This is a genomic window from Mycobacterium sp. NPDC048908 (genome assembly GCF_043197955.1).
Taxonomy (GTDB): Bacteria; Actinomycetota; Actinomycetes; order Mycobacteriales; family Mycobacteriaceae; genus Mycobacterium.
The window spans coordinates 32,715-58,107 of record NZ_JBICUE010000014.1 but is presented as its reverse complement, the minus strand read 5'-3'; the positions used below and the strand labels follow the sequence as shown (position 1 = coordinate 58,107).

Sequence of the window (25,393 nt, the reverse complement as noted above, 5' to 3'; positions counted from 1 at the left end):
TAGGAGACTTGTCATGGCCACCACCGCATACCCGAATGTCACAAGCCGGGACGAATGGCTCGCGGCGCGCAAGAAGTTGCTGGTGCACGAACGTGAGGTGACGCACCTCCGCGACGCGGTCAACGCGGAGCGGCGCAGGTTGCCGATGGTCAAGGTCGACAAGGACTACGTATTCGAAGGCCCAGAGGGAGAGTTGCGACTGGTCGACATGTTCGACGGCAGGCCGCAGCTCTACATCCATCACTTCATGTGGATCGACGCGATTGACAAGGGCTGCCCCAGTTGCACCACGGCCGCCGATCTCACCTTCTCGGAGCGCGATCGCGCACTGCTCAACGCGAAGGGGGTGACGTTCGCCGCGGTGTCGCGCGCGCCGTATGCCAGCATCGCCCGTTACAAGACCGAGCACGGCTGGACGTTCGACTGGTATTCGTCACGCGACAGCGACTTCACCTACGACTACCACGTGACACTTGATCCGGAGCGCGCACCGATCGAGTACAACTACATGTCGCTCGACGAGCTGCACGACGCAGGGTTCGACGACAACACCCTGCGCGGCGATTGGCCCGGGGCCAGCGTCTTCATCCGCAGGGGCAAAGAGGTGTTCCACACGTACTCCGCGTTCGCGCGTGGACTGGACCATTCGGCGCCGGGCTACCCCTTCCTCGATCTGACACCCTATGGCCGCCAGGAAAAATGGGAAGACTCCCCGCCGGGATGGCCGCAAGGCGCGGACGCCGTCGGCGTGCCGATGGACGCGGAGTAGCGATCACAGCGAGCCAAACCCTGGGCCGATCTGGGGGAAGGTGACAGCGTGATCTCCGTTGCGGGTGTGGCTGAGAGGCAAGGCACCGGCCTGCAAAGCCGTTTATACGGGTTCGAATCCCGTCACTCGCTCGCACTCCAGATCCTGCTTTGGTACGCGCGGCAATCGCGTATGCCGAGTCCGGCCATCGGTCGTGAAGTCGCCTAGGTAGAACGGTCGTTGCCGAAAAGTCGCGAAATCGTTGCGCCGTAGGCCGTGTGGCAGCAACCAGACCGGAATTTGCGGCGGTTACAGTGCTGTGCGATAGGTCGGATGAACAGGCGCGTGCCGTTGGCGGTCGAGGTCTCGCCGGGTTGTCTCGCGCACGGCGAACACATGACAGGGGATCAGCGTGAGGCTGATGGTCGAAGGGCCGAAGTCGTGTTCTCTGATTATGACCCGGTCGATGTGGCGATCCAGCGTGCGGATAGCCGGAACGCTGCTGGCCATCAGCGGATTGCTGGGCTTTGCCCCCGGCACGGCGGTTGTCGGGGCAGATCCCATCGACATGGCGCCGAAGTCCTACTCGAAGCAGACGCGCGACGGATGGCAGTTGTCCATTTCGATCGAGGGCGAACGGATCAACTCGGTGCCGAACCTCGCTGGTGCTTCGACGTCGCGGGAAGCCTTTGTCACGCTGGCGGCCACCGCCACCGCGGCGGGTGGCGAAACACCCATCACCGACAGCCTTTTCATCACCGGATATCAGCTGGGCTGCCAGACCGATGTGTCCAGTGGCCTCGGCATGGGCGGGGCGGGGGCGGGCGGTGGCAATGCCGGCATCGGAAATGAGGTGATCAACCCGATCGGGGCTTCAGACAACGTGGGGGCCGCAGGCGGCGGGGCGGGCTTCGTGCAGACGACGATCCAGCCGGGCGTCATCGTGGAAGTGCCGATGTCGAACATGGTTCTCTCACCCGACGGACGCGCGATGCTGGACCTCGACAACATCCACATCAAGGCCGACGCCTGTGGAGGCGACGTCACGATCCGGTCGTATGCCTACCTACGTGTCGCGACTGCGCTGACGCACACCGGGTTAGCCGTTTACGGCGATCCCATGAAGATCTGAAACAGGAAGATGGGTGCCATGGGTTTACGAATCAGACTTCGCCGCGGCGGCATCGCGGCGACGGTGAGTGTGTGCACCGCGGCACTGCTCACTTCGTCTCCTGCGGGGGCGCAGCCGCTGCCGCCACCGCCGCCTATCCCCGGCTATCCGGTACCCGAGCTGTTCGTTCCAGGTAATCCCGGTAAACCGCTGTTCATGCAGGATTTCTCGCAGGAGTTCGCGCCGTACACCCCGCCGGCACAGACCGATGCCCGGGGGGTCTTCGTCGCCACCAACGCGAACTCAGGGCAGACGGTCGTCGGGATGCCGGGTTCACGCCTGGGCGTGGTGTCGCCGAGGATCGGCCCGTATGCGGGTCCGCCAGGATTTCAGACGCAGGGCTTCGGACCCGGAGTGCTGATAGGCAGCATGGGTGAACCGGCCGCTGAAGTAGACCCCTACGGACACCGCCCACCCAGCTCGAGCTCGGCCGCCGGTGAGCTGTCGCCGTTCGGCATCACCGCCAACACAGGTACTGCACTCGAGAGTGCCGGCGTGGAGGTCGCCACGATGGGCAGCACCGCTGGACTCGAAGATCCGAATGGCCAACCGCCGGCTACTCCGGGTCCGGTGGGCCTGCCTCTGCTTCCGCCGCCGCAGCCGAACCCGTAGCCGGGCGTCGCGTCAAACGGCGCGGCGTATTCGAAATGCCGCGCGAGGAAAGTCCGATCGAGATGCGTTGGCCCGTCTGCCAGAAGGCGGTCTGCTAGCTGGTTACCATCGCGTGTCAGTGTCAGGGTGAGGTTGCCGCTATCGCGGTGGTTGGATCCTGATCATCTGGTGTCTGGCTCGTAGCATCGGTGCCGCCTTCGGGTTGGCGTGCATGCGTTTTGTCGGCATCAGGTGTGAAGGACCGGCCGGCGTGACTTGATAGGAGCGTGGCATCGCCCCCGACTGAGACTTGATAGGAGCGTGGCATCGCCCCCGGCTGAGATATGTCCGCCGACCGGCCCAACCGTCACCTCACAGTGAAGGAGGCAACCACCATGGTTGTTGTTGGAGCCGGATCGTCGTTCAGCTTCACACTCGATCTCGGTGGCAGGCCGCTGTTCGGCCCGATCGGCGCGGCGGCCGCGCGAGCGGTGAAGGGTGACATCGAACGGTCGATTCAGCGCTTCGAGGAGTTGTACGGCTAACCGACCGGGTCCACGACCTCGCGGTGCGATTCGATCACCGCCAATTCGCGCGACACGTCGAGAGACCGGGTGAGCAGCACATAAACCACGCCTGACACCAGAAGGCCGACGGCGAACGCGATGTCCACGTCGCCCATCGCCGAGGCGGCGGGCCCGGTGAAGAAGGGAAGCACCACGAACGGGACCTCGGCGACGATGCCGACCAGAAACGCCGTGATTCCCCGCCACGACCATGCCCCGTAGATTCCGTCGGGCGTGAACAGGTCGGCGATCGCGTAGTGGCCGCGCCGCACGAAGAAATAATCGGTCAGGTTCACCGCGGTCCATGGCACCAGCAGGTACAGCATGATCAGCAGCGTCGTATTGAGCGCCGTCGTCGCGTTGGTGAGCAGCAAGCTCATCACGAGCCACGCCACAGCGAGTACCGCGATCGTCACCACTCGTAGCCGTCGTGTCGGCCGGACAGGTCGCATCGAATCCAAAGCCGTTACCACCGTGAGCATTCCGCTGTAAGCGTTCAACCCCATGGTGGCCACCAGCACGAGCGTCGACACGATCGCGAGCACACCGCCCAGATATGACACCGCCGCGTTGCCGGTCTCGTTGATGCCGGCTAGCGCGTCACTCGCGCCGAGGTAGGTGGCCATCCACGCCCCGATCGGGATCAACCAGGCGGGCGAGCCGGCCGCCCCGACGAACACCGAGCCGATGATCGAGGACGGCTTGGTGTCGCGGGGCAGATAGCGGCTGTAGTCCGAGACGTACGGCGCGTAGGTGATGTTGTAGGAGGCCGCGACGCCGAACTGGGCCAGGAATCCGACCCAGGAGAAGCCCGACGCGGTAGGCGGCCCGCCCACGACGCCGCCGAAAATCACGCTGACCGTCAGAATGACCCAGAGCGGCAACGAGATCCAGAACAGAATCCGGAAGGACTTGTGCAGCAGGTCGTGTCCGTAGATGGCCAGCAGCGCCGCGATCACCGTGATCGCGGCGGCCACCGCCACGGGGTTCCAGCCGAATATCGACTGCAGTCCTGACTTGATGATCACGACGTCGACGACGTTGAAGCCGACGAACGTGAACAACGTGCCGACCAGCGGAAGCAGCACGCCGCGGAACCCGAACTGTGCGCGCGACTGGATCATCTGCGGCAGCCCGAGCACCGGCCCCTGCGTGGCGTGGAACGCCATGAACAACGTGCCGAACGCGATACCGGCGATGCCCGCGACCACACTCCACCACAGCGACAGCCCCAGGCTCGGCCCGACGAATCCGAGCGCCAGCGTGAAGGGCTGGAAGTTCCCTACGAACCAGAACGGGCCCTGGTGGCTGACCTTGCCGTGGCGTTCCTCGTCTGGAACATAGTCGATGGAGCGCGTTTCGATCCTGGCGACAGCGGGCGAGTCCACGCGTCTCACCCTGCGCCGCAGGTCTGGACGGCGCCATAGCGAAAGTGTCCAACCGGCGATCAAGCGTTGGACAAACTGTCCAGCAGTCGCGCGGCGGCATCGTCACGTAGCCTCCCAGCATGGTGAGGATCGCGTGCTGTCAGATCGACCCGAAGATCGGCGAGTTGGCCGCCAACGCAGAGTTGATCGAGGCGCAGATCCGGCAGGCAGTGTCCGACGGTGCGGACATCGTGGTGCTGCCTGAGCTTGCGACGTCGGGGTACATGTTCGCCGACGCCGAGGAAGCGCGGTCGCTCGCGGTCACACCCGCGGACCCGATGTTCGCTCGCTGGTCTGCCGCGGCCGGTGATTCAATCGTCATTGCGGGCATCTGCGAGCTCGCCGACGACGGACGGCTGTACAACAGTGCGGTCATGGTCGAGGCGGGCGGGGTGGTCGCCGAATACCGCAAAACGCATCTGTGGGACCGCGAGAAACTCATCTTCACCCCGGGCGGCGTGCTACCGCCGGTCGTCCGGACCAGGCACGGCGCGATCGCCGTGATGGTCTGTTACGACGTGGAGTTCGGCGAGCTCACCCGGCGGGTGGCGCTGGAGGGGGCGGAACTGATCGCCGCGCCGGTGAACTGGCCGCTGTTTCCGCGGCCCGAGGGCGAGCGTCCCGGCGAGGTGATCACCGCTATGTCGACCGCACGGACCAACAAGATCGCCGTCGCGTGCTGCGACCGTGCGGGCGTCGAACGCGGCCAGCGCTGGACAGAAGGCACCGCGATCATCGATCCGAACGGATGGGTCATCGCGTCGGCGGGCCCCGGAGCCCCGATCGCCGTCGCCGACGTCGACCTGGCAGCGACCCATGACAAGACGCTGACCGAGCATGTTCACCTGTTCGACGACCGTCGCGTCGACCTCTACTAGCCGCGCAACAACCCAGCCGCGAACCGCAGATCCGCCACCAGACCCTCGAACGCCTTCTCTCTGTCCGCGGGTGGTCCACGCAGCACCGACGACGGATGCACCGTCACGGCCACCCGAGGGCCGAAGTCCAGACTCGTGGTGTCCTCGGCGGCCGGCATGCGAAGCTCCTCGCCTCGATGTGCGGTCAGCCGGAAGTCGTTGCCCATCAATGACTTTGCCGCTGTCGCGCCGAGCAGCACCACCACATCGGGTTCGACTGATTTCATCTCGGCGAACAGCCAGGGTCGGCACGCCACCACCTCGGTACGGCTCGGCGTCTTGTGTATGCGGCGCTTACCGCGCTCGGGAGGGGTGAACTTGAAATGTTTGACCGCGTTGGTGACGTACAACCGGTCGCGGTCGATGCCTGCCGCCGCGAGCGCCTTGTCAAGGAGCTTGCCTGCCGGACCCACGAACGGAGCGCCCGCCTTGTCCTCCTGGTCGCCGGGCTGTTCACCGACGAGCATGATTTCGGCGTCCCGCGAGCCCGCGCCGAACACCGTTTGGGTGGCGTTCAGGTACAGATCGCAGCCCTTGCATCCGTGCGAGGCCTCGGTCAGGGTGTCGAGGTCGAGGCTGTCGGGCACGAAGTCTGCGGCGCTCACATTCGCCGGTTACCCCTATCGGGTCGACTTCACCACTTGCGCGAAGCTGAACTGCCAGCGTTCGACGATGTGGAATCCCATCCGCTCCGGCACCTGATACGCCGGTGCCCGCTGCAAGCGAGGACCGGGATTCAGGGCGCGACCGGTTTCTCGAGCGGGGACGGTGCCGTCGCGTTCGGACACCGTCCACAACACCGTGCAGCGCCTCACCTGATCGGCCACACCCCAGATGCCGAGTTGAGCGTCCCATAGTCGGTTGCGCTGAGGCGCACGCATGCCGCGGCCCGGGTCGACGAGGTTCTGGTAGGCGGCCGGTCGCGCCGCAACCAACGGCCTGATCGGACCCGGCTTCCATGTCGTCGTGTTGTCGAGAATCAGGCAATCGCCAGGGGAGGCGTGCGCGGTGATGGCGTCAGCGACTTGGCTGAAATCCATGCCTTCCTTCGCGTACGGGCCGCGCTGCGCCACCAGATAGTTCGGGGTGGCCGCCAACGCGAATGCGGCCAGCACCGCCGTGACCCGCTCGCGGGTCCGAACCAGCGCCACCATGCATACGGACAGCAGCAGGGCCATCGCCGGTGTGGTGTAGCAGAGGTAGCGCGGGTAGTAGATCGGTTGCGCCACCACCGAGTACAGCACCAGCACCGTCGTCGGTAGCACCATCCAGGCGACGGCGATGGCCGCGAGTTGCTTGTTTCCGGATTCCCAGGGGCGCCGCACGATGAGTGGGGAAATCAGCACCAAGCCCGCCAGCACCGCGAACCCGACGCTGTGGTCGAAGTACTGCTCCTGCACGATTTCGGCGAAGGTGCCGCCCTGAATCGGGGAGATCCATCTGACCTGCGCTATTTGGCTGCGACAGAACGCCAAGAAGGGCACCACGGCGAGCACTGCCGCCACCGCCGCCACCGCCCATCTGACGACGGTCGCTCGGTTGTTCGCCGCCACCGCCACCGCCACCGCGTGAACCAAGACCATCAGCACCATGAACACGTTAAGAACCGTCGCCACCACGACGGCCAGCGTGTACAGCGGCCACAACGCGCGCGTGTCCCTCCTGACGAGCGCGATGAGGAGCACCGTCAACCACACCGCCGCCGCGGCGGTCAGCGCGTAGGACCTGGCTTCGATCCCCGCCCACGTGACGCGGGGCAGAAGCGCGAACGCTACGCCGGCGCACACAGCCACTGTGCGGGTCGAAAACTGTTTACCCGCAACGACTACGCCTGCGGCGGCGACTCCGACCGCGACCGAACTCGAGAGGCGCGACCAGAATTCGGTCGAGGGGAACAGCGCGAACCAGCCATGCATGGCGAAGTAATAGAGGCCGTGCACCGCGTCGATGTTGTGCAGCAGCCCCCACAGTTCGGGCACCGACCGGGTGGACGCCGAGATCGTGGCGGCCTCGTCGAACCACAGCGACGGCCTGGCCGCGCCCGCCGCGCTGACCGCAATTGCGAACACCGCGACGACGACCGGGTCGAAGCGCCCGATGCCGACCCGCACCCGTTGTTGAACGCGCGCGAGTCGCGGCGATGCGATCGAGATCTCCACTCACCCCCCGTACCCCGTCGGTGACGGCAAAACCGTAACCCGTGATCATGCTGCGCGGCCGCGAAACTCCGCTACCGCGTCCCATTTTGACGGTGTCGTAGGAAGGCCCGCTGACTTTCGTTGTCGCCGTGGCATGTTCGATGTTTGATCTGGATCACGCCGGCAATGCCGTTGCGACACGGGCGTTCGAGTCAGCAACGGCGTCGTGTGCATCACTTGTGTTGCGCTCGCGGCATAACGGCCAGTTACCATCGGGTGTCGTAAATCGCGCCCCTGGTCAACAGGCAACGCGTTACTGTCTCGGGTGGCATTGCAACGGACACTGGGAGGGCATGGATGAGCGGCTACACCACCATCGTCGTCGGCACGGACGGATCCGATTCGTCGCTGCGCGCGGTGGACAAGGCCGGCCAGATCGCCGCGGGGTCGGACGCGAAGGTGATCGTTGCGACCGCCTACTTCCCTCAGAGCGAAGATCAGCGAGCCGCCGACGTGCTCAAGGACGAGGGTTACAAGATGGCAGGCAACGCGCCGATCTACGCCATCCTGCGTGAGGCCAAGGACCGCGCAACGGCCGCCGGGGCGAAGACCGTCGAGGAGCAGGCGATTGTCGGTGCACCCGTGGACGCGCTCGTCGAGTTGGCCGAGGAAGTCAGCGCCGACCTGCTCGTGGTCGGCAACGTCGGCCTGAGCACCATCGCCGGTCGGCTGCTCGGTTCGGTGCCTGCCAACGTGGCACGCCGGTCCAAGACCGACGTGCTCATCGTGCACACCACCCCTTGAGGCCCTTGAGGCGCCTTTACGTACTCGATGCCTTCGCGATCTCGGCGATCGCCGCGTCCAAAGTCGTGTTGAATTCCTGATCGCTCTGCTGTGCGGTCAGTCCTTCGGTCAGCGCGCGCGAGAAGCTGGCAATGACACCGTTGTTGCGCGCGAGCTTCTCGCATGCCTCGTCGCGGCTGTAGCCGCCGGACAGCGCGACCACCCGGACCACCTTGGGGTGCGCGACGAGTTCGCTGTACAGGTTGTCGGTGTCGGGCAGGGTCAGCTTGAGCATCACTGCCTGGTCGTCGCCGAGCTTGTTGACGCCGTCGAGGAGAGCCGACTTGAGCTGATCCTCGGCCTCGGCCTTGCGCGGGCTGTGGATGTCGACCTCGGGCTCGATGATCGGCACCAGGCCCTTGGCCAACACCTGTTGGGCCACCTCGAACTGCTGCTCGACGACAGCGTCAAGGCCGGCGCCCGGCAGCTTGATGACCGACCGTTCCTTCGTGCCGAACACGCCGTTCTCGACCGCGCGATCCAGCAGGGCGTCCAGCCCAGGCATCGGCTTCATCACCTGTGCGCCGTCCTTCTCGTCGGCCAAGCCCTTGTCGATTTTCAGGAACGGCACGATGTTCTTGACGTTCCACAGGTAATCCGCGGACGGCCTGCCCTCGATGGTGCGGTCCATCGTCATCTCGAACAAGATGGCGCCCATGATCCGGTCCGCGTCGAAGACCGGGGTGGTGATGATCCGGGTCCGCATCTCGTGCACCAGGTCGAACATTTGCTCGTCGCCGGAGTACGCGTCCTCGCCGATGCCGTAGAGCTTCAGTGCCTTGGGCGTGCTACCGCCGCTCTGGTCCAGCGCGGCGATGAATCCGGCGCCGTTCTTGGCCTTCTCAAACTGTGCGGTGTTCATGTCTGCCCTTTCCTGCTCGTCGGCTCACAGGCAATCTAGCGCTGCGCCCGCAGCCGTCCGTCAGCTGGCTCGCCAAATCCCGATCATCCCGGGTGGCAGGTGGGACACTTCCATTGGCGGGAGGGTTGATCATGACGTCGACGTTGCATCGGGTCGGGATTGGGCGCCGCGAGAACGGGGTGCCGCCTCCCGGCGTCCCGCTCGCCGACATCGATCTCGGATCGCTCGAGTTCTGGGCACGCGACGACGACCTTCGCGATGGCGCATTCGCCACGCTGCGACGCGAGTCGCCCATCACGTTCTTCGAGGTGGCTGACGTCTCCGGGTTCCCTGGAGGCGCAGGCCATTGGGCGCTGACCAAGTTCGACGACATCCACCACGCCAGTCGTCACCCGGAGATCTTCAGCTCGATCCCGACGAGCACCTCGTTGAACGACGTGCCACCGGAGGTGGCGGAGTTCGCCGGTTCGATGATCAATCTCGACGACCCCCGTCACCTTCGGCTGCGCAAGATCGTCAACCGGGCGTTCACCCCGAAGGTGGTGGCACGCATCGAGGAAAGCGTGCGGGACCGGGCCGAGACCATCGTCACCGACATGGTGGCCAACCATCACGACGGGCAGGCCGACTTCGTTGCCGAGGCCTCCAGCCTGCTGCCGCTGCAGGTGATCTGCGACATGATGGGCATCCCGGAGGACGACGAGGAGAAGGTCTTCCACTGGACGACAGTGATGCTCGGCGTCGGGGACGAGGAAGTATCCGGCGAATTCGCGGATATCGTCGCGACGGTGGTCGAGATGGCCGACTACGCCATGCGTCTCGCCGAGCAACGGCGAAACGATCCTCACGACGACCTGACCACCAGCCTGGTGCAGGCCGAGGTCGACGGGGAGCGGCTGACGTCAAGTGAGATCGCGTCGTTCTTCATTCTGCTTTCGGCCGCAGGCAACGAAACCACCCGCAACGCCATCAGCCACGGGTTGGTGGCGCTGACCCGCTATCCCGAGCAGCGTGAGAAGTGGTGGTCGGATTTCGATGGGGTGGCGGCCAGCGCGGTCGAGGAGATCGTCCGCTGGGCATCACCGGTTATCTTCATGCGGCGCAACCTGACTCAGGACGTCGAGATGAACGGCATCGAGATGAAGAAGGGGGACAAGGTCTCGCTCTGGTACAACTCGGGCAACCGGGACGAGGCCAGGTTCGCCAATCCGTGGCTCTTCGATGTGACGCGTGAGCCCAATCCACACATCGGATACGGGGGCGGCGGAGCACACTTCTGCCTCGGCGCGAACCTGGCCCGACGCGAAATCCGGGTGCTGTTCGACGAGCTTCACCGCCAGATTCCCGACATCGTCGCGGTCGAGGAGCCGGCGATTCTGCATTCAGCGTTCATCCACGGCATCAAGCGGTTGCCCGTCGCGTGGACCGCCTAGCGGCTACCAGCCGCGCTGCTTCCACTCGTCGAGGTGCGGGCGCTCCGCCCCGAGTGTGGTGTCGTCGCCGTGACCGGGATAGACCACCGTGGAATCGCCGTAGACATCGAACACCCGGCTGGTGACGCCGCCGAGCAGCGTCTCGAAGTCGCCTTCCTTCCAGGTCTTGCCGACACCGCCGGGAAACAGGCAGTCGCCGGTGAACAGGTGGGTCGCTCCAGTTTCCGGATCGGCACCCTCCAACGCCAGCGCGACCGAACCCGGGGTGTGCCCCTGCAGGTGGATCACGTCGAAGGACAGTTCGCCGATCTCGACGGTGTCGCCATGGGCCAGCACGCGCTGCGGCTTCACCGGCAGCGGTTCGGAGTCCAATTGATGCGCGGCCGTCGGCACCCCGGTCGCCGCCGCCACCTGCTCGAGCGCCAGCCAATGGTCCTGGTGCTGGTGGCTGGTGACAATCAGTGACAGCTTGGGGGCGTATCGCTCGATCAGCTCGAGCAGGATCTCGGCGTCATTGGCCGCGTCGATGAGTAGTGTCTCGCCAGTTTGGGAACATGTGATCAGGTAGGCGTTGTTGTCCATCGGGCCCACCGAGACCTTGACGATCGAGGCGCCGGGCAGGGTGCGCCGCGCCGCGGTCCTGGGTTCGACGTGGCCGGTGTAGTTGTCATCGACGGTTGTCATGCTGCTCACGCTACAAGTCGGTCGGCAGCGCCCGCGAAGTTGTCGGTGGGGGGACATAGCATGGGCATAATTCTGTCTTCGGGAGGAACACCGGGTGGCTGACCGCCTGATCATCAAGGGTGCGCGCGAACACAATCTGCGCAGTATTGATCTTGATCTACCACGCGATGCGCTGATCGTATTCACCGGGTTGTCCGGTTCCGGCAAGTCGTCGCTGGCGTTCGACACGATCTTCGCCGAGGGCCAGCGCCGCTATGTCGAATCGCTGTCGGCATACGCGCGGCAGTTCCTCGGCCAGATGGACAAACCCGACGTCGACTTCATCGAGGGGTTGTCACCCGCGGTGTCCATCGACCAGAAGTCGACCAACCGCAACCCGCGCTCGACGGTCGGCACCATCACCGAGGTCTACGACTATCTGCGGCTTCTCTATGCGCGTGCGGGTACGCCACACTGCCCGGTGTGCGGTGAGCGGATCGCCCGCCAGACTCCACAGCAGATCGTCGACCAGGTGCTCGCCATGGACGAGGGTCTGCGGTTCCAGGTGCTGGCGCCGGTGGTGCGCACCCGCAAAGGGGAATTCGTCGACCTGTTCGACAAGCTGAATTCGCAGGGCTACAGCCGGGTCCGGGTCGACGGTGTGGTGCATTCGTTGACCGACCCGCCGAAGTTGAAGAAGCAGGAGAAGCACGACATCGAGGTGGTCGTCGACCGGCTCACCGTGAAGGCGAGCGCCAAGCAGCGGTTGACCGACTCCATCGAGACGGCGCTGAACCTGGCCGACGGCATCGTGGTGCTGGAGTTCCCAGATCACGGAGCCCGCGAGTCCGATCCTCATGATCACCGCGAGCAGAGGTTCTCGGAGAAGCTGGCCTGCCCCAACGGCCACCCGTTGGCCGTCGACGACCTGGAACCGCGGTCGTTCTCGTTCAACTCGCCCTACGGCGCCTGCCCCGAGTGCACCGGTCTCGGCATCAAGAAAGAGGTCGACCCCGACCTCGTCGTACCCGACCCCGACTTGACCTTGGCCGAAGGCGCGATCGCACCGTGGTCGATGGGGCAGACGGCGGAGTACTTCACCCGGATGCTGTCGGGCCTCGGTGACCAACTCGGGTTCGACGTCGACACACCGTGGAAGAAGCTGCCCGCCAAGGCGCGCAAGGCGATTCTCGAGGGCTGCGACGAGCAGGTGCACGTGCGGTACCGCAACCGCTACGGCCGAACCCGTTCGTATTACGCCGATTTCGAGGGCGTGATGGCCTTCCTGCAGCGCAAGATGGAGCAGACGGACTCCGAGCAGATGAAGGAACGCTACGAGGGCTTCATGCGTGACGTCCCGTGCCCGGAGTGCAACGGGACCAGGCTGAAGCCGGAGATCCTCGCCGTCACTCTTGCGGCCGACAGCCAGCACAAATCGATCGCAGAGGTTGCCGAACTGTCGATCGCCGATTGTTCACAGTTCCTCAACGCGCTGACCCTGGGACCGCGCGAGCAGGCGATCGCGGGGCAGGTGCTCAAGGAGATCCAGTCGCGGCTGGGTTTCTTGTTGGATGTCGGGCTTGACTACCTCTCGTTGTCACGGGCGGCGGCCACGCTGTCCGGCGGTGAGGCGCAACGCATTCGGCTGGCCACGCAGATCGGCTCGGGGTTGGTCGGCGTGTTGTACGTGCTCGACGAGCCTTCCATCGGCCTGCACCAGCGGGACAACCGTCGGCTGATCGAAACCTTGATCCGGCTGAGGGATCTGGGCAACACGCTGATCGTCGTCGAACACGACCTGGACACCATCGCGCATGCCGACTGGGTGGTCGACATCGGCCCCTTCGCCGGGGAGCACGGCGGCCGCATCGTGCACAGCGGTCCGTACGACGAACTGTTGCGCAACCCGGATTCGCTTACCGGAGCCTATCTTTCGGGTAAAGAGCAGATCGAGGTGCCCGCCATGCGGCGCCCCATCGACCGCAAACGTCAGCTCACCGTGGTCGGTGCGCGCGAGCACAACCTGCGTGGCATCGACGTGGCGTTCCCACTCGGCGTGCTGACGTCGGTGACGGGCGTCTCGGGGTCCGGCAAGTCGACGTTGGTCAACGACATCCTGGCCTCTGTGCTGGCCAACAAGCTCAACGGCGCGCGGCAGGTGCCGGGTCGGCACACCCGCGTCACTGGGCTGGACAAGCTGGACAAGCTGGTCCGGGTCGACCAATCACCAATCGGCCGCACCCCCCGGTCGAATCCGGCCACCTACACCGGGGTGTTCGACAAGATTCGGACGCTGTTCGCCGCCACCACCGAGGCGAAGGTGCGCGGATACCAGCCGGGCCGCTTCTCGTTCAACGTCAAAGGTGGACGCTGCGAAGCATGTTCGGGTGACGGCACCATCAAGATCGAGATGAACTTCCTGCCGGATGTGTACGTTCCGTGCGAGGTGTGTCACGGCGCCCGGTACAACCGCGAAACGCTCGAGGTGCACTACAAGGGCAAGACCATCGCCGAGGTACTCGACATGTCGATCGAGGAGGCGGCGGAGTTCTTCGCGCCGATCAGCTCGATCCACCGGTACCTGCAGACCCTTGTCGACGTCGGCCTTGGCTATGTGCGGCTCGGGCAGCCGGCGCCGACGCTGTCTGGCGGTGAGGCGCAGCGCGTAAAGCTGGCGTCCGAACTGCAGAAGCGATCGACCGGACGCACGGTGTACATCCTCGACGAGCCGACCACAGGCCTGCATTTCGAGGACATCCGCAAGTTGCTCGGTGTGATCAACGGCCTTGTCGACAAAGGCAATTCGGTGATCGTCATCGAGCACAACCTCGACGTGATCAAGACGTCGGACTGGATCGTCGACATGGGGCCCGAAGGTGGGGCGGGCGGCGGGACGGTCGTTGCGGCGGGCACGCCGGAGGAGGTCGCGGCCAATCCCGACAGCTACACCGGGCACTTCCTCGCCGAGATACTCGACGTGCCGAGGCCCAAGCCGACCAAGCGCGGCGGGCGCAAGGTCAGCGCGTAGTTACCGCTAGCAGGTAGCGCGAATGGGGCGCTAGCTGTGCAGACGCTGAGAGCTGCGGACGCGATGCTTGACGACTATGACGTTCTTCATTGCGACATCGGTAGCCGCGGTGGTCACCGGCGTCTTCGTCGAGTGGGCTCAGCGCCGCTGTGAACTGTGGGCGCAGCTACGCGACAAGGACCTGTGACCTCTTCTCGAAACTGCGCATAGATCGCGATTTCGCTTGCGATCCCGATCTCACCGCAGTTTCGACAGCGGCGACGGGAACCGCGGGCTCACCCGCACGCCGTCAAGCCACGCCGTCAACTCCGCGGCCCGCTTCGTCAATGCGCGCTTGGCGTCGCGGCCGACGTCCTCGAGTAGCCGCAGTTCCACCCGACCGTCGTCGTCCTGACCCCATCCGCCCACGATCCGACCGTTCCACCACGCCGTCGGACCGCCGTTGCCGTTGGTGTCGAACAACTGGCCGCGATGCTCACCCAGATACCAGTCCCTGCCGTACCAGCCCATCGTCGTGACGTCCAGACCCGGCAGCAGCGCGCACCACGGCTCGATGTCGGATTCTGTGTCCAGATCGTCGGGCAAGGCGAACCCCGGCGCGCCGTCGAGGTCGACCTGGACGGCACCGATGTCCCGCAGTGCGTGCCGTGTCCATGTCAGCGTGTTGCCGAACCACCACTTGATGTCTGTCTCGGTGGCAGGCCCGAACGTGTACAGCCACCTGCGCACCAACTCGGCGCGCGCCACCTCCGGCGTCGCGGCCGTGACGGCCGATGGCAACCATGCGGCGATGGGCATCCACCGGGGCCGGGAATGCGTCCACGTGCCATCGTTGGGCCCCCTCACGATGTCGCCGCGCACCGACAGCACGGTCAAAACCCTTGGGGCCAAGGGTGTTTCACCGCCCCAGCGCTTACCAGGGGCATAGTCGTAGCGGCCCGCGAGCTCCGGGAGCGCCTCCCGCAGTTCCTTCGCGCTCGCCGCACCGTGCTCGCCGAGATGCCGCAGCACCGCCGCGCAGGCGGTGTCCAGCCAGGTGGCGCCATCGTCGGTGATCCCCGCCTTCTGCGCGTCGGCGATCAGACGCCTGCGTTCGTTGTCGGCCACCCTGTCGCTGGCGCCCGGCTGGATCAGAGGCAGGTCCTGAGCTCGAACCGTCCACAATGTGCGGCGCATCGCGAGGTGCTTGAGCAATGTGCGGCGCTCGTACAGTTCGGCGTCCAGATCGCTGACCGCGAAACCTTGGACCCGCGCCCACAGTGACAGGTACGGCGTTGCGGGATCGGTGGCGTGCAGGCCGAGGAGGTCGGCGACCGCGCGGTCGATGGACTCGGCCGGTTCGGCAAGGAAGTGCCGCCGCGCAAGCCGCGCCCGCCGCTCGGCAACTGTGAATGACCGCATCGCCGAGGAACCGTACCTGCGCGGACCGACAAAGTTTGGGATCGGTAGCGATTGGCCGGAACTTGACTGAGCCCACAGCGGACGCCATCGGGGCGACGTATGAGGAAGGGAAGATTCGATGAATCGGGTTGTCGTGGGCGTGCTCGGGCTCGCCGCCGCCGCATCTGTGCTGGTGGGTTGTTCCGACGATAAGAGCACGTCGCTTCCAGGCGGCGGGACGGCCAGCACCGGTGGCAGCACCGAGGTGAAGGTTGAGGGTAAGGACCTGTCTGGGCTGGACATGAAATCGGTGACCTGCGTCAAGCAGGCAGGCAAGATCAACGTCGCCAGCGGCGCGATCAATGGCCAGGCGGGCCTGGCGGTTGTGATGACCGATGCGAACCCCCCGACCGTCGAGTCGCTTGGCATGTCGGTCGACGGCAACGCTCTGGCGGTCACCAACTCGATGGGCGCGCAGGTCGGTAAGGCCGACGTCAAGGTCGACGGCAGCACATACACCATCACCGGTGAAGCCACCGGCGCGGACATCAAGAACCCGATGGCAGGGATGATCACCAAGCCGTTCACCGTGAAGGTGACGTGCAGCTGATCGGTCCCACCCCTGAAGCGGCGGGCGCCCCTCCCGCGCCCGCCGCTTCCTACAATTCGGCTATGACGATCGCCGGTGACCTCGAGCGCGCTCGTCAGTTGATCTTTGCCGCCGACGAGGAGGCGGCCAAGCGGTTACTGCTCTCCGTCGGGGAGCAGGTCGAGGCGGCCGACAGGGACGATCTCCTGTTGGAGGTCTATGCACAGCTCGGCGAGATCTATCTGGTCCGCACCGCGTACAACGGCGTCGAGGAGGCCCTCCGCCGCATCACCGACTGCCTCGCCGTCTACCAGTCGATCCGGGCAGGCACCAATCCCGGAGCGGCCGCGCAGGTCACCATGTCGGATGTCGAGATCGACCACATGATCTGCCGGTACTCGCGCCGCGCGCAATTTCTGCGCACCGGGCTGGCCGCCGCCGCGCACGGTAACCACGAGGCGGCCGAGGCCGCACTGGTGGTGTTGACCGATGACACGTCTGCGGTGTTCGACGACCTCGCCGCCGAACACGGGTTCCTCATCACCTACGCGCGCATTCTGTGTGCGGTCGCGCTGTGCGACGACGATCTGCACGTGCGGTCGGTTCCCCTGTGGCAGAAGGTGATCGAGGCCGTTGAAGGATCGCCCGGCGGCACTGAATTCGACGACTTCCTGCTCGTCCAGGTGGGCACCGGCTACGGCCGGTTCTGTGTCGAGACCGGGCGGCTTGCCGAAGCCGAGCCGTGGCTTCAACGCGCAGGAGCCCGCGCGCACAAATGCGGATGGAAACTGGCGACCGCCAGAACGCAATTCGAGCGCTGCACCGCGGCGTGGGCAGCCGGGGACCGGGCCCGCGCCCAGGATTTGGTCCACGCGGCGTATCCGGCGTTGGCCGAAGGGTATCGGGCGCACGACGTCTCGCGGTCCTGGCTCTACTTCGGACTCATCGCGCTGTCCATCGAGAAGTTGGACGACGCCGACGAACGCTTCGGCCACGCCGAGCGGCACTGGCGCGAAGTCGAGAAGCCGCTTCACATCCACCGGATTCTTCTGCAACGCAGCTGGGTTGACATCTTTCGCGGGAACTTCGATGCGGCGCGGGCACGCGTCGAGGAGGCGCGCGCGCTGCTCGACTCGTGGCCGCGGCACAGCTGGCTGCAGTACGCGCGACTCGACGACCATCTCGGCAGCATTTTGCGCGCGGAGGCCCTGGCCGACCCCGCCAACGCGGCGGCGAAGTTCGAGCAGGCGGCGGAATTGAAAGTGCCTGCGGCGCTCGCCGTCGACTCGGTGCGGCTGTCGATGGCTGACGCCGACGCGCGCATGCGGTGGGCCACCCACGTCTCCGCCAGAATCCTGGCGGGTGCCTTCGCGGTCGCGTGGGAGTGGGGGAACACCGAACTCGTCAGCGAGCTGGTCGAATACCACAGCGCGCGGGGAAGTTTCAGCACCGAGCCGGACGCACAACCGGTTGCGGGCTGGGCCGAGACCGCGACCGCGGCCGTCCCGGTGGAAACGGTCGATGACTACGCGCTCGTCGCGGCGGGGCCCGCGGTGTCGGGCGGCGCCGCGCTGACTCGACTCGGGCCGTTGCCGCCTCTGCAGATGGACCCGGAAAGTGGGCCGATCATGAGTCGGTATCGCGCGTTGGCGGTCGAGCGGTACGGATGCGACGTCACCGCCGACGAGGCGGCCTGGTCCACGTGGCCGTGACGCTCGTCCTTCGCTTCGCCGACGTCGGCGTCGCCACGTACGCCAGCCTCCGCGTGGTGGGGGATCCGGCACGAACGGTCACCTGGGTGGTGCAGGAGGCGGAACTCGGGGCTGCGCTCGAGCAATTGACGGCGGCGCTGCCCGACCCGGTGGCCGCCGAGAGTCGTCGTGACGCGGTGCAGCGCGCAGTTACCGCCGGCCCGTTCGCGACACGCGAAGCGGAACTGGCTCTCGCGCGCACGCTGGGTGCGGGCCTGCTGAGCCCGGCGGCGTGGCAGTTGATCGTCGACTGCGTGGCGTCGCCCCTTGCCGCGTTGTTCGTCTCACCCAGTGCGCGACTGGCGAGGGTGCCGTGGGGACTGCTTGCGCTGCCCGACGACGACGCACGTCGGCTGAATGAACTCGTCGACGTGCTGATGGCGGCACCGTCGAACATCGTCAACGCCCGACGCACACCGGCGTGCTGGGGCGATCGCCGGGACAACCCGCCGCTGCTGCTCCTCGATCCACGGGTGCCCGGCCAGCGCCCCGACTCGGCGCTGGGCTCGGTGCTCGGCAGACCGTCGTCGGAAACACCTCTGGTGCAACACTTTTCGTGGGTGATGCGACAACGGGCGGTGCTTCCCGACGTGACCGACGCAGTCGAGCTGTTCCGGCGCACTGATGCCGATCGTTCGTGGCTGGGTAGCCAACTCGATCGCAAGCCGAGCCGACTGCTGTACGTCGGCCACGCCACCGCCGCCGACGGCGATGTCGGCCACGCAGACCGCGCCGCACTGCATCTGGCCGACGAAAGCCCGCTTACGGCTGCGGATGCGATGTCGGCGAAGCTTGCGATGCCGCCCCGAATCGCGATGATCGCCTGCGCCTCCGGCGGGGACTACCAGTTCGACGAGGCGACCGGTCTGGTGGCCGCGATGGTCCTCGGCGGCGCACAACTGGTGACTGCCACGCTATGGTCGTTGCCGACGGCGGCGGGCTATCGGCAGTTCGCCGCCGGCGCCGGCGATCACGACCCGATGGCGGAGGCGATCATCGCCGTCGACCGCGCCCACGAACACCCAGATGCGGGTCGGGCGGTCAATCGCTGGCAGCGAGAGCAGATGCGTCGCTGGCGGGACGGCGATGTCGGTGTCAGCCCGCTGTATTGGGCCGCGCTGGCGACCTTCGCGGTCGATGGTGCGCGATGAACCCGTCAGCCCGGCGACACGCAGACCGCCACCGACGACTCGTCGCCGGACCGGTAGTACGTGTCGATGATGCTGCCGGGGGAGACCTTGGCCAGCGACGAGGCGGGAATCAGCGCGGTCTCGTGCGCGGGAAACTGGCCTCCTCCTGGTTTTCTCACGATCACGTCGAGCACGACCTCCCGGTGGTCCTCGCGGAATTCGCCGGTGGGCCGCATTCCGGTGACGACGCCTTGCGATTTGGTGCCCTTTCGGATCAGCTCGAGCTGAGTTCCGGTGAGCAGCCCTTTCCGGACCAGCATGTCATCGAAGGCGGCGCGGACGGCCAGCATGTCGGTGACGGTGGCCAGGCGTTCGTCGGCCTCGTCGCAATGCGGTCTGACGGGCGTAGTGGTGCGGTTGTCGGGGACGAGAGTGGCGGCGCTGCCGGCGATCAGAAAGCCGAAGTAGACGATGTTGACAAGCTGGTCGGCGGCGATTCCGAGCAACAATGCTGTGGACATGCCATAAGCGTCTGCTCTTGCGTTGGCTACCGAACCCAACTTTATGCTGGAGCGATGAGCGCGGGCTGCGAGGTGGCAACGACGGCGCCGACTGTCAGCCAACCGCGCCGCGCCGTTATCGACCGGGCATGGCGCGCCATCGGATCCGGTGTCGAAGTGCTCAGCAGTGATGACGGCGGGCCGCTGCGCCGAACGGTCAAGCGCATCCTCGACCCGTTGGTGCTGCGTCTACGGGCCAACACCGCGTACTCCGCACCGTTTGTCGATGCCGACACCGCGGCCGCGATGCACGAGCTGATAGTCGGACATGGACCCCAATTGCGCCACGCGGCAGCATGGTTCGAGCTTCTCAAGCGCGAGCGCCGCAGGCTGCGGATCACCACCGGAAACGCCCAGGAGCTGTACTTCCCGGTCTGCTTCGAGCTGGCGGTGACGAAAGGCGCTCCGGCCCAACAGGATGACGGATCCGCCGAAGCGGTGTTGCGAGGCATTCACGGCGACCGCGACCGCACCGCAATCGAGGTGCTCAACCAGTACGCGGCCGATCCGCAGGTGGTCGCCAAGCTGACCGATCAACTGGCCCGCAGTTGGACTGATGTGGCGCCCGGTCAGGAGATCACCGACCCGTTCCTGGCCGGCCTGACCACTGTGCTCGGCCCCGCGCAGGGTCACAACGCGGCCGTCGCCCGGCAGCGCGTCTGGTCGGCATTGATCGCCGACGCCACCCCGTACAACCTCGGCGCGAGAGCCCACCACACCACCGACGCGCTGCCGTGGTCGATCGTCACGCTCGGGCTGAGTTCCGTTGCGCCGCAAACGCCGCCCGCGATCATGGCTGGGACCGACAGTGATCGCCCGCTGAACCGCCCTGTCGTCGACCGGGTACGGGCGACCCTGCGGCGCGCCATGGACCGCGATGAGCTGCCCGACATCCCGCTGTTGTGCGCTGAGGAGGTGGACCGGGTGTGCGCGCCGTGGGGATTGCTTGCCGAGGACAAACAAGCCACCCTGGTCGCAGGCATCGAGGTCGGCGCATGCCTGGCGCCGTTGACCGAAACCGCGGTGCCGAAATATGAAATCGCAGCGCAAATTCAGGCCCGGCTACGCAAGGAAGCCTATGTGTTACATGCCCGTCGGTATCTGGTCGAGGGTGGGCCCATCCATCCTCGGCAGCAACAGGTGATAGACGACCTCGCCTCGTTCGCCCGCCCCTATCTGAGCCGGCTGTGGGCCCGACTGCACGGTCGCGATGTGTGGCAGGAGCCCTGCGACGACGTCGACGACGTCCGAGCGCTCCTGGAGGGCGTGGCGCGATCGGTGAGCCTCGACCACCGGCAGCGGATCAAGGCGATGCTCGAATTGCAGGTGGCCGGATGAGACTCGTTGCCAATTCCGGATTGTGGAGCACCGGGCAGCAGGCCGCGCAGCCACAACTGGTGGCCGTGCTGGAGGTCAGTGGTGCGGTGCTGTCGTGGATCGTCGACGACCCGGCGCACGCCGCGCAGGTCACCTTCACCGACCTTGATCGTGCCGATTGGCTGTGGCGGGTGCTCGGCGAGCAGGGGCATGTCGCGCTGGCCGCGGCGCTGGACGGGCGGGCGCCAGGCGCGGACGTCGAGATCACCGGCGTCGATCTGCGGCCCGAATCGCTCGAGCCCTTGCGCAGACTGGCCCTCGGGCACTGGCTGCGGCGGTGGTGGCCGGTCAGCGAGCGCGACGGCATAGCCGCGCTCGACAGCGCGCTGCTTGACGCAGAAATCGCGATGCTCACCGCGGCCGCCGAGGAATACTTCACCGACGACACCTTCGACTCCGACGTCGCGGCCCTTTTGCGCCCACACGCCGCGGCCCTGAGTGCACATTTACATGCCGGCGATCCGCGGGTGGTTGAACTGGTGACGAATTGTGCCGAGCTTGCCGACGACGTCGGCGTCGCGCTGGTCGAGGTCGACGGCGTCGCCCAGCGCCGAGATGACTACGCGCTGGCCGCGGGCGCCGACGGAAACGGTCGCAGCGGGGGCGCGATCGCCACGGGAACCGGCACGGTGCACTGGGGCGCTGTGCCGTCCGGCATCTTCGACGCGGCAGAGGACACCATCGAGTGGCGCATCGAGGCGGCTGATGGAGCCGCGAAAGCGGTTGTACGCGTTGCGTTATCGGGCCTGGGGCTGCCCGCTGGCATCGCTGTCCGGGTGCGATCCGCCGAGTTACAAGGTTCGGGGACCCTCGACGGCGACGGTGTCGCCACGTTTGCTGTCGTCGATGCGCAGCACCAGCCAGTCACGGAATCGACTGCCTGGGACCACGACTGGCGCTCCACCACCGTGACCGTCGGCACGGATATCGATGAGTCGCCGCAGACGCGCGAACGGATCAGGCAATTCGCCCGGTCGCGGCTGCGGGCGCCCGCCGCCGACGCGTTCCTGGCCGAGGTGCTGGCCGCCGAGTCGGACTACTGATCGTCGCCTTCGTCGCCGTGCATCGACTTGCGGATCTCGGCGAGTCGGTCGGCGGCCGCACGTTGACGCGCGTCGTACTGTTCCTCCATAGTGCGGCCCTCCGGTGTTTCGGCGGCCAGTTCTGACGCGCCGATCGCGGTGCCGTAGCGTGTTTCGATCTTCTCGCGCACCGATTCGAACGTCGGCACGCCGCCTGAGGTGTAGCCGGTGTCGACGGGCTCAGACGGGGTGGTGTCAGCAGTCTCGGCGGGTTCGTCAGGCATGGCCTCACGGTACTCGGCTTTGCCGGAACGGCCCTGGCGCCCGTAGCGCGGTGGGACACTGCATTCATGGTCCGGCAACCGGACACGCATTACGCGAAGGGCCCGAACGGAAACATCGCCTACCAGGTGGTCGGTGACGGTCCAACCGATCTCGTGGTGGTCCCGGGATGGTTCTCCCATATCGATAAGCAATGGGAAAACCCACTTTGGCGCGCGTACATCGGTGAACTCGCAACGTTCGCGCGATTGGTTCTGTACGACAAGTGCGGTACCGGCCTGTCCGATCCGATCGACGGCGTGCCCACCGTCGAGAATCGCGCGGACGACCTGCGAACCGTTATTGATGCCGCCGGATGCGAACGTGTCACGCTGTTCGGATTCTCCGAAGGCGGCCCGATCAGTGTGCTGTTCGCCGCCACCTATCCGGAGCGGGTTCGCGCGCTGATTCTCTATGGGACGGGCGCAGGGGGACCACCCGATCGCTTCGGCGCTGCAACGGTGCAACGTGTACACGAGGCTTTCGACCGGATCAGGGCGACGATCGACCACTGGGGTGAAGGAGAGACAGTCGATTGGGCCGCACCGAGCTTGCGTGAAGACGTCGAAGCAAGACGCGAGATGGGGGCCCTTGAAAGGGCCGCCATGAGCCCGAAGATGGCCCTGATCACGTGGCTCGGCGTCCTCCGCCAATTGGATATGCCGGACATCATCGGAGACATCCAGGTCCCGACACTTGTCCTGCATCGCAGAGACGACGCGATACCCGTCGAGTTGGGGCGCGATCTCGCCGAACGGCTACCGCGCGCCCGGCTGGTCGAACTCGATGGCGTCGACCACATTCCGTGGGCAGGGGATTACAAGTCGATCGTCGGCGAGGTCGAGGAGTTCTTGACCGGACATCGGCATGAGCACCCACCCGACCGAGTCCTGGCCACCGTGATGTTCACCGACATCGTCGACTCGACCCGGCGCGCCGCCGAGCTTGGTGACGAACGCTGGCATCGGCTTCTGGAACGCCACAACGAGATTGCACTCGCCGAGATCGATTCGTTCCAAGGGCGGTTCGTCAAGGATACCGGCGACGGACTGCTGGCGACCTTTGACGGTCCGACGCGAGGACTCCTATGCGCCACGGCACTTGCCGAACGCATGCCACGGATCGGAGTCGACATTCGCAGCGGACTCCACACGGGCGAGTGTGTGCGCCGCGGCAACGACATCGGCGGAATCGCTGTCCACATCGCCGCGCGAATCGCTGCGAAGGCAACTTCGGGCGAGGTGCTCGTGTCGAACACCGTGAAAGAGCTCGTCTACGGGTCCGGAATCACCTTCTCCGATCGGGGGACCCACGACCTCAAGGGCGTTCCCGGCGAGTGGCAGCTATTCGCACCGGCGGGCTATCACGATCCGGTCGCGGACGCTTTGACCTCGGCCCTACAGTTCTAGCCCTACTTCGCGGCCGCCTGCAATTTCGGTCCGGAGTGCGGTGCCGGGGGCGGCGGGCCTGAGCGCGTCGTGACCGTAGATGGCGGCAGCGGCACCGCGGGAACCCCCGGCGTGCCGAGTTGGCTCGCGAGCCAAGGCAGTCCAGCGGCGAAAGCGCGGCCTGCGAACGGCCAGTCGTGCTTGCCTGGCCGCATCTCGACGGCACATCGGATTCCGTTCGCGCTCCCGGTCGCGCACAGTGAATTCGCGGCAGCGGCCTGGTCGTTCGGGTTTGCAGCGGCATTCACCGTATGTGGCTTGGCCGACGGTGTGCCGTTGATGTCGAACCAGCCCACCACCCCGGCATACGGCCCGTGCCGGGTGATCACGGTGGTCGGGTCGAACGCCGCATAGGCCGCGGCGTTGCCGCCGAACAGCCGCTGAATCGTCTGGGCCTTATTACCGGAATTGGGGGTCAGGTCACCGGCGATGTCCTGGAAGGCGCTGAACATGTCGGGGTGCATGACGGTCAGATCGACCGCGCAGGTACCGCCCATGGACCATCCCACAATTCCCCAGTTGGCCCGGTTGGCCGACACCCGGTAGTTGGAAACCATAAAAGGCACAACATCTTTGGTGAGGTGATCGGCGGCGTTACCGCGGCTGCCGTTGACGCATTCGGTGTCGTTGTTGAAGGCGCCGCCCGAATCCACGAACACGAACACCGGTGCGTTGCCGCCGTGTGCGGCCGCAAAACCGTCGATGGTGCTGATGGCGTTGCCGGCTCGCATCCAGTCGGACGGTGTGTTGAACTCGCCGCCGACCATCATCACCGTCGGCAGCGGGGGCGGGGGATCGGTGGCGTACCACGCCGGCGGCAGATAGACCAGCTCACCGCGGTGTTTGAAGCCCGACGCCGTGTCGGGGATGCTGACCGGCACCACGGTGCCCTTCAGGGGTATCGCGTGCCGCTTCTGCATCTCCACGATTGTGGTGGTGTCCGTCTGATCGGGGAGCGGCCCGGCGCTCACCTGATTCCACGCGTTCTGCACGGTGGGGAAGTACCCGACCCAGAGGTTGAGGGCGAGCGCCGCACAGAGAACACAAGCCGGGAGTGCCACCGCGGACACCAACCGCCGCCACCATCGGGCGCCACGCCAACCCGCGATCAGCACGGCCGCCGCGACGCCCGTCAGCCCGATCCAGATCCACAGCGCCACCGGAGCGGGGTTGTTGTCGTCGCTGAGACCTTGTGAAGCGATGTACCAGTACACCGCCACCGCCAGTGCCGCCCCGACGAGCGCCGTCCACGGCAACCACACCAAACGCCAACGCCGCGTCCGCCAACCGATCGCGGCGAGCAACAGAAGACCTGCGAAGACTTGCACGGAGATCGGCAGCCATCCGTGCATCAGCGAAAGATGGTGGCGAAACTGGTCGGGTAACGTCACGGCAACAATCGTGGACGCGTTTCCTTGGCGCCGCCTG

General features: G+C 66.0%; 22 protein-coding genes, 1 tRNA gene and 1 pseudogene. 15 read left to right on the top strand and 9 right to left on the bottom strand.

From position 1 onward, the window contains the following. Positions 1-13 precede the first annotated feature (13 nt). The 5 genes and pseudogenes from ACGFK1_RS26935 to ACGFK1_RS26915 form a co-directional block, all read left to right on the top strand. Positions 14-769: a DUF899 domain-containing protein gene (locus tag ACGFK1_RS26935; protein WP_393436772.1), complete on the top strand. Its 756-nt coding sequence runs from the start codon at positions 14-16 to the stop codon at positions 767-769. 60 nt (positions 770-829) lie between these two features. Then, positions 830-900: transfer RNA gene (locus ACGFK1_RS26930), tRNA-Cys, on the top strand. A gap of 314 nt (positions 901-1,214) precedes the next feature. After that, positions 1,215-1,880, top strand: a complete 666-nt coding sequence (locus ACGFK1_RS26925) for an MspA family porin (protein WP_393436769.1) — start codon at positions 1,215-1,217, stop codon at positions 1,878-1,880. Positions 1,881-1,898: 18 nt separating this feature from the next. Beyond that, complete coding sequence (locus ACGFK1_RS26920; RefSeq protein WP_393436766.1) at positions 1,899-2,531, top strand: hypothetical protein; 633 nt, start codon at positions 1,899-1,901, stop codon at positions 2,529-2,531. A 401-nt stretch (positions 2,532-2,932) separates the two neighbouring features. Continuing rightward, a pseudogene (locus tag ACGFK1_RS26915) lies at positions 2,933-3,055 on the top strand (SRPBCC family protein); the annotation flags it as partial. Here ACGFK1_RS26915 and ACGFK1_RS26910 read toward each other — a convergent pair. Then, positions 3,052-4,464 (bottom strand): purine-cytosine permease family protein, encoded by a 1,413-nt coding sequence (locus ACGFK1_RS26910; protein WP_393436763.1) that lies wholly within the window; start codon positions 4,462-4,464, stop codon positions 3,052-3,054. The pseudogene ACGFK1_RS26915 and the gene ACGFK1_RS26910 overlap by 4 nt on opposite strands. Before the next feature lie 119 nt (positions 4,465-4,583). Here ACGFK1_RS26910 and ACGFK1_RS26905 point away from each other — a divergent pair, with 119 nt between their 5' ends. Beyond that, a complete protein-coding gene (locus ACGFK1_RS26905; RefSeq protein ID WP_393436760.1) occupies positions 4,584-5,381 on the top strand; it encodes a nitrilase-related carbon-nitrogen hydrolase in 798 nt (265 codons plus the stop codon). On the opposite strand, the gene ACGFK1_RS26900 is transcribed toward ACGFK1_RS26905, so the two are convergent. Next, positions 5,378-6,025: a UdgX family uracil-DNA binding protein gene (locus ACGFK1_RS26900; protein ID WP_393436757.1), complete on the bottom strand. Its 648-nt coding sequence runs from the start codon at positions 6,023-6,025 to the stop codon at positions 5,378-5,380. The genes ACGFK1_RS26905 and ACGFK1_RS26900 overlap by 4 nt on opposite strands. A gap of 15 nt (positions 6,026-6,040) precedes the next feature. After that, a complete protein-coding gene (locus tag ACGFK1_RS26895; protein WP_393436754.1) occupies positions 6,041-7,579 on the bottom strand; it encodes a hypothetical protein in 1,539 nt (512 codons plus the stop codon). A gap of 336 nt (positions 7,580-7,915) precedes the next feature. Here ACGFK1_RS26895 and ACGFK1_RS26890 point away from each other — a divergent pair, with 336 nt between their 5' ends. Continuing rightward, the gene (locus tag ACGFK1_RS26890; protein ID WP_393436751.1) at positions 7,916-8,362 is read left to right on the top strand and encodes a universal stress protein; all 447 of its coding nucleotides are present in this window, start codon (positions 7,916-7,918) and stop codon (positions 8,360-8,362) included. 16 nt (positions 8,363-8,378) lie between these two features. Here the strand turns inward: ACGFK1_RS26890 and ACGFK1_RS26885 are convergent, their stop codons facing one another. Beyond that, a complete protein-coding gene (locus ACGFK1_RS26885) occupies positions 8,379-9,263 on the bottom strand; it encodes a fructose bisphosphate aldolase (protein ID WP_393436748.1) in 885 nt (294 codons plus the stop codon). A gap of 131 nt (positions 9,264-9,394) precedes the next feature. Here ACGFK1_RS26885 and ACGFK1_RS26880 point away from each other — a divergent pair, with 131 nt between their 5' ends. After that, positions 9,395-10,696 (top strand): cytochrome P450, encoded by a 1,302-nt coding sequence (locus ACGFK1_RS26880; protein ID WP_393436745.1) that lies wholly within the window; start codon positions 9,395-9,397, stop codon positions 10,694-10,696. Positions 10,697-10,699: 3 nt separating this feature from the next. Here ACGFK1_RS26880 and ACGFK1_RS26875 read toward each other — a convergent pair whose 3' ends face one another. After that, positions 10,700-11,380, bottom strand: coding sequence for an MBL fold metallo-hydrolase (locus ACGFK1_RS26875; protein WP_393436742.1), 681 nt, complete (start codon positions 11,378-11,380; stop codon positions 10,700-10,702). A gap of 94 nt (positions 11,381-11,474) precedes the next feature. Between ACGFK1_RS26875 and uvrA the strand changes: the two genes are divergently transcribed. Beyond that, entirely contained in the window at positions 11,475-14,387 is a 2,913-nt protein-coding gene (gene uvrA / locus ACGFK1_RS26870; RefSeq protein ID WP_393436740.1) for an excinuclease ABC subunit UvrA, read from the top strand. 237 nt (positions 14,388-14,624) lie between these two features. Here uvrA and ACGFK1_RS26865 read toward each other — a convergent pair whose 3' ends face one another. Then, positions 14,625-15,788, bottom strand: coding sequence for a winged helix DNA-binding domain-containing protein (locus tag ACGFK1_RS26865; protein WP_393436737.1), 1,164 nt, complete (start codon positions 15,786-15,788; stop codon positions 14,625-14,627). Positions 15,789-15,906: 118 nt separating this feature from the next. On the opposite strand from ACGFK1_RS26865, the gene ACGFK1_RS26860 reads away from it, so the two are divergent. The 3 genes from ACGFK1_RS26860 to ACGFK1_RS26850 all read left to right on the top strand — a co-directional run bounded on the left by ACGFK1_RS26860 (position 15,907) and on the right by ACGFK1_RS26850 (position 19,258). Next, complete coding sequence (locus tag ACGFK1_RS26860) at positions 15,907-16,377, top strand: lipoprotein LpqH (RefSeq protein WP_393436734.1); 471 nt, start codon at positions 15,907-15,909, stop codon at positions 16,375-16,377. Positions 16,378-16,439: 62 nt separating this feature from the next. Continuing rightward, on the top strand, positions 16,440-18,068 hold the full coding sequence (locus ACGFK1_RS26855; protein WP_393436731.1) for a hypothetical protein: 1,629 nt from the start codon (positions 16,440-16,442) through the stop codon (positions 18,066-18,068). Beyond that, positions 18,023-19,258, top strand: coding sequence for a CHAT domain-containing protein (locus ACGFK1_RS26850; protein ID WP_393436728.1), 1,236 nt, complete (start codon positions 18,023-18,025; stop codon positions 19,256-19,258). The genes ACGFK1_RS26855 and ACGFK1_RS26850 overlap by 46 nt, the downstream gene beginning before the upstream one ends. Before the next feature lie 5 nt (positions 19,259-19,263). On the opposite strand, the gene ACGFK1_RS26845 is transcribed toward ACGFK1_RS26850, so the two are convergent. Next, positions 19,264-19,758, bottom strand: coding sequence for a hypothetical protein (locus ACGFK1_RS26845; RefSeq protein WP_393436725.1), 495 nt, complete (start codon positions 19,756-19,758; stop codon positions 19,264-19,266). A gap of 54 nt (positions 19,759-19,812) precedes the next feature. Between ACGFK1_RS26845 and ACGFK1_RS26840 the strand changes: the two genes are divergently transcribed. Together ACGFK1_RS26840 and ACGFK1_RS26835 are read left to right on the top strand one after the other, a co-directional pair. After that, positions 19,813-21,135 carry a hypothetical protein gene (locus ACGFK1_RS26840; protein ID WP_393436722.1) on the top strand — a complete coding sequence of 441 codons (1,323 nt, stop codon included), beginning with the start codon at positions 19,813-19,815 and terminating at the stop codon, positions 21,133-21,135. Beyond that, complete coding sequence (locus tag ACGFK1_RS26835; RefSeq protein WP_393436719.1) at positions 21,132-22,217, top strand: hypothetical protein; 1,086 nt, start codon at positions 21,132-21,134, stop codon at positions 22,215-22,217. The genes ACGFK1_RS26840 and ACGFK1_RS26835 overlap by 4 nt, the downstream gene beginning before the upstream one ends. Here ACGFK1_RS26835 and ACGFK1_RS26830 read toward each other — a convergent pair. Beyond that, positions 22,211-22,480, bottom strand: a complete 270-nt coding sequence (locus tag ACGFK1_RS26830) for a PspA/IM30 family protein (RefSeq protein WP_393436716.1) — start codon at positions 22,478-22,480, stop codon at positions 22,211-22,213. The two genes, ACGFK1_RS26835 and ACGFK1_RS26830, sit on opposite strands and share 7 nt — an antisense overlap. Before the next feature lie 66 nt (positions 22,481-22,546). On the opposite strand from ACGFK1_RS26830, the gene ACGFK1_RS26825 reads away from it, so the two are divergent. Further along, entirely contained in the window at positions 22,547-23,926 is a 1,380-nt protein-coding gene (locus ACGFK1_RS26825; protein WP_393436713.1) for an adenylate/guanylate cyclase domain-containing protein, read from the top strand. Between the two features lie 2 nt (positions 23,927-23,928). Here ACGFK1_RS26825 and ACGFK1_RS26820 read toward each other — a convergent pair whose 3' ends face one another. Beyond that, positions 23,929-25,317, bottom strand: a complete 1,389-nt coding sequence (locus tag ACGFK1_RS26820; RefSeq protein ID WP_393436933.1) for an alpha/beta hydrolase — start codon at positions 25,315-25,317, stop codon at positions 23,929-23,931. Positions 25,318-25,393: the final 76 nt, after the last annotated feature.

Excerpts from the sequence above, each read along its gene's own strand:
- ACGFK1_RS26905 (WP_393436760.1), top strand. The coding sequence starts at position 4,584 with ATGGTGAGGATCGCGTGCTGTCAGATCGACCCGAAGATCGGCGAGTTG.
- ACGFK1_RS26825 (WP_393436713.1), top strand. The coding sequence starts at position 22,547 with ATGGTCCGGCAACCGGACACGCATTACGCGAAGGGCCCGAACGGAAAC.
- ACGFK1_RS26890 (WP_393436751.1), top strand. The coding sequence starts at position 7,916 with ATGAGCGGCTACACCACCATCGTCGTCGGCACGGACGGATCCGATTCG.
- ACGFK1_RS26840 (WP_393436722.1), top strand. The coding sequence starts at position 19,813 with ATGAGCGCGGGCTGCGAGGTGGCAACGACGGCGCCGACTGTCAGCCAA.
- ACGFK1_RS26850 (WP_393436728.1), top strand. The coding sequence starts at position 18,023 with ATGCGACGTCACCGCCGACGAGGCGGCCTGGTCCACGTGGCCGTGACG.
- ACGFK1_RS26820 (WP_393436933.1), bottom strand. The coding sequence starts at position 25,317 with ATGCACGGATGGCTGCCGATCTCCGTGCAAGTCTTCGCAGGTCTTCTG.
- ACGFK1_RS26835 (WP_393436719.1), top strand. The coding sequence starts at position 21,132 with ATGAGACTCGTTGCCAATTCCGGATTGTGGAGCACCGGGCAGCAGGCC.
- ACGFK1_RS26880 (WP_393436745.1), top strand. The coding sequence starts at position 9,395 with ATGACGTCGACGTTGCATCGGGTCGGGATTGGGCGCCGCGAGAACGGG.
- ACGFK1_RS26920 (WP_393436766.1), top strand. The coding sequence starts at position 1,899 with ATGGGTTTACGAATCAGACTTCGCCGCGGCGGCATCGCGGCGACGGTG.
- ACGFK1_RS26875 (WP_393436742.1), bottom strand. The coding sequence starts at position 11,380 with ATGACAACCGTCGATGACAACTACACCGGCCACGTCGAACCCAGGACC.
- ACGFK1_RS26925 (WP_393436769.1), top strand. The coding sequence starts at position 1,215 with ATGTGGCGATCCAGCGTGCGGATAGCCGGAACGCTGCTGGCCATCAGC.
- ACGFK1_RS26860 (WP_393436734.1), top strand. The coding sequence starts at position 15,907 with ATGAATCGGGTTGTCGTGGGCGTGCTCGGGCTCGCCGCCGCCGCATCT.
- ACGFK1_RS26855 (WP_393436731.1), top strand. The coding sequence starts at position 16,440 with ATGACGATCGCCGGTGACCTCGAGCGCGCTCGTCAGTTGATCTTTGCC.
- ACGFK1_RS26830 (WP_393436716.1), bottom strand. The coding sequence starts at position 22,480 with ATGCCTGACGAACCCGCCGAGACTGCTGACACCACCCCGTCTGAGCCC.
- ACGFK1_RS26865 (WP_393436737.1), bottom strand. The coding sequence starts at position 15,788 with ATGCGGTCATTCACAGTTGCCGAGCGGCGGGCGCGGCTTGCGCGGCGG.
- ACGFK1_RS26935 (WP_393436772.1), top strand. The coding sequence starts at position 14 with ATGGCCACCACCGCATACCCGAATGTCACAAGCCGGGACGAATGGCTC.
- ACGFK1_RS26845 (WP_393436725.1), bottom strand. The coding sequence starts at position 19,758 with ATGTCCACAGCATTGTTGCTCGGAATCGCCGCCGACCAGCTTGTCAAC.
- ACGFK1_RS26885 (WP_393436748.1), bottom strand. The coding sequence starts at position 9,263 with ATGAACACCGCACAGTTTGAGAAGGCCAAGAACGGCGCCGGATTCATC.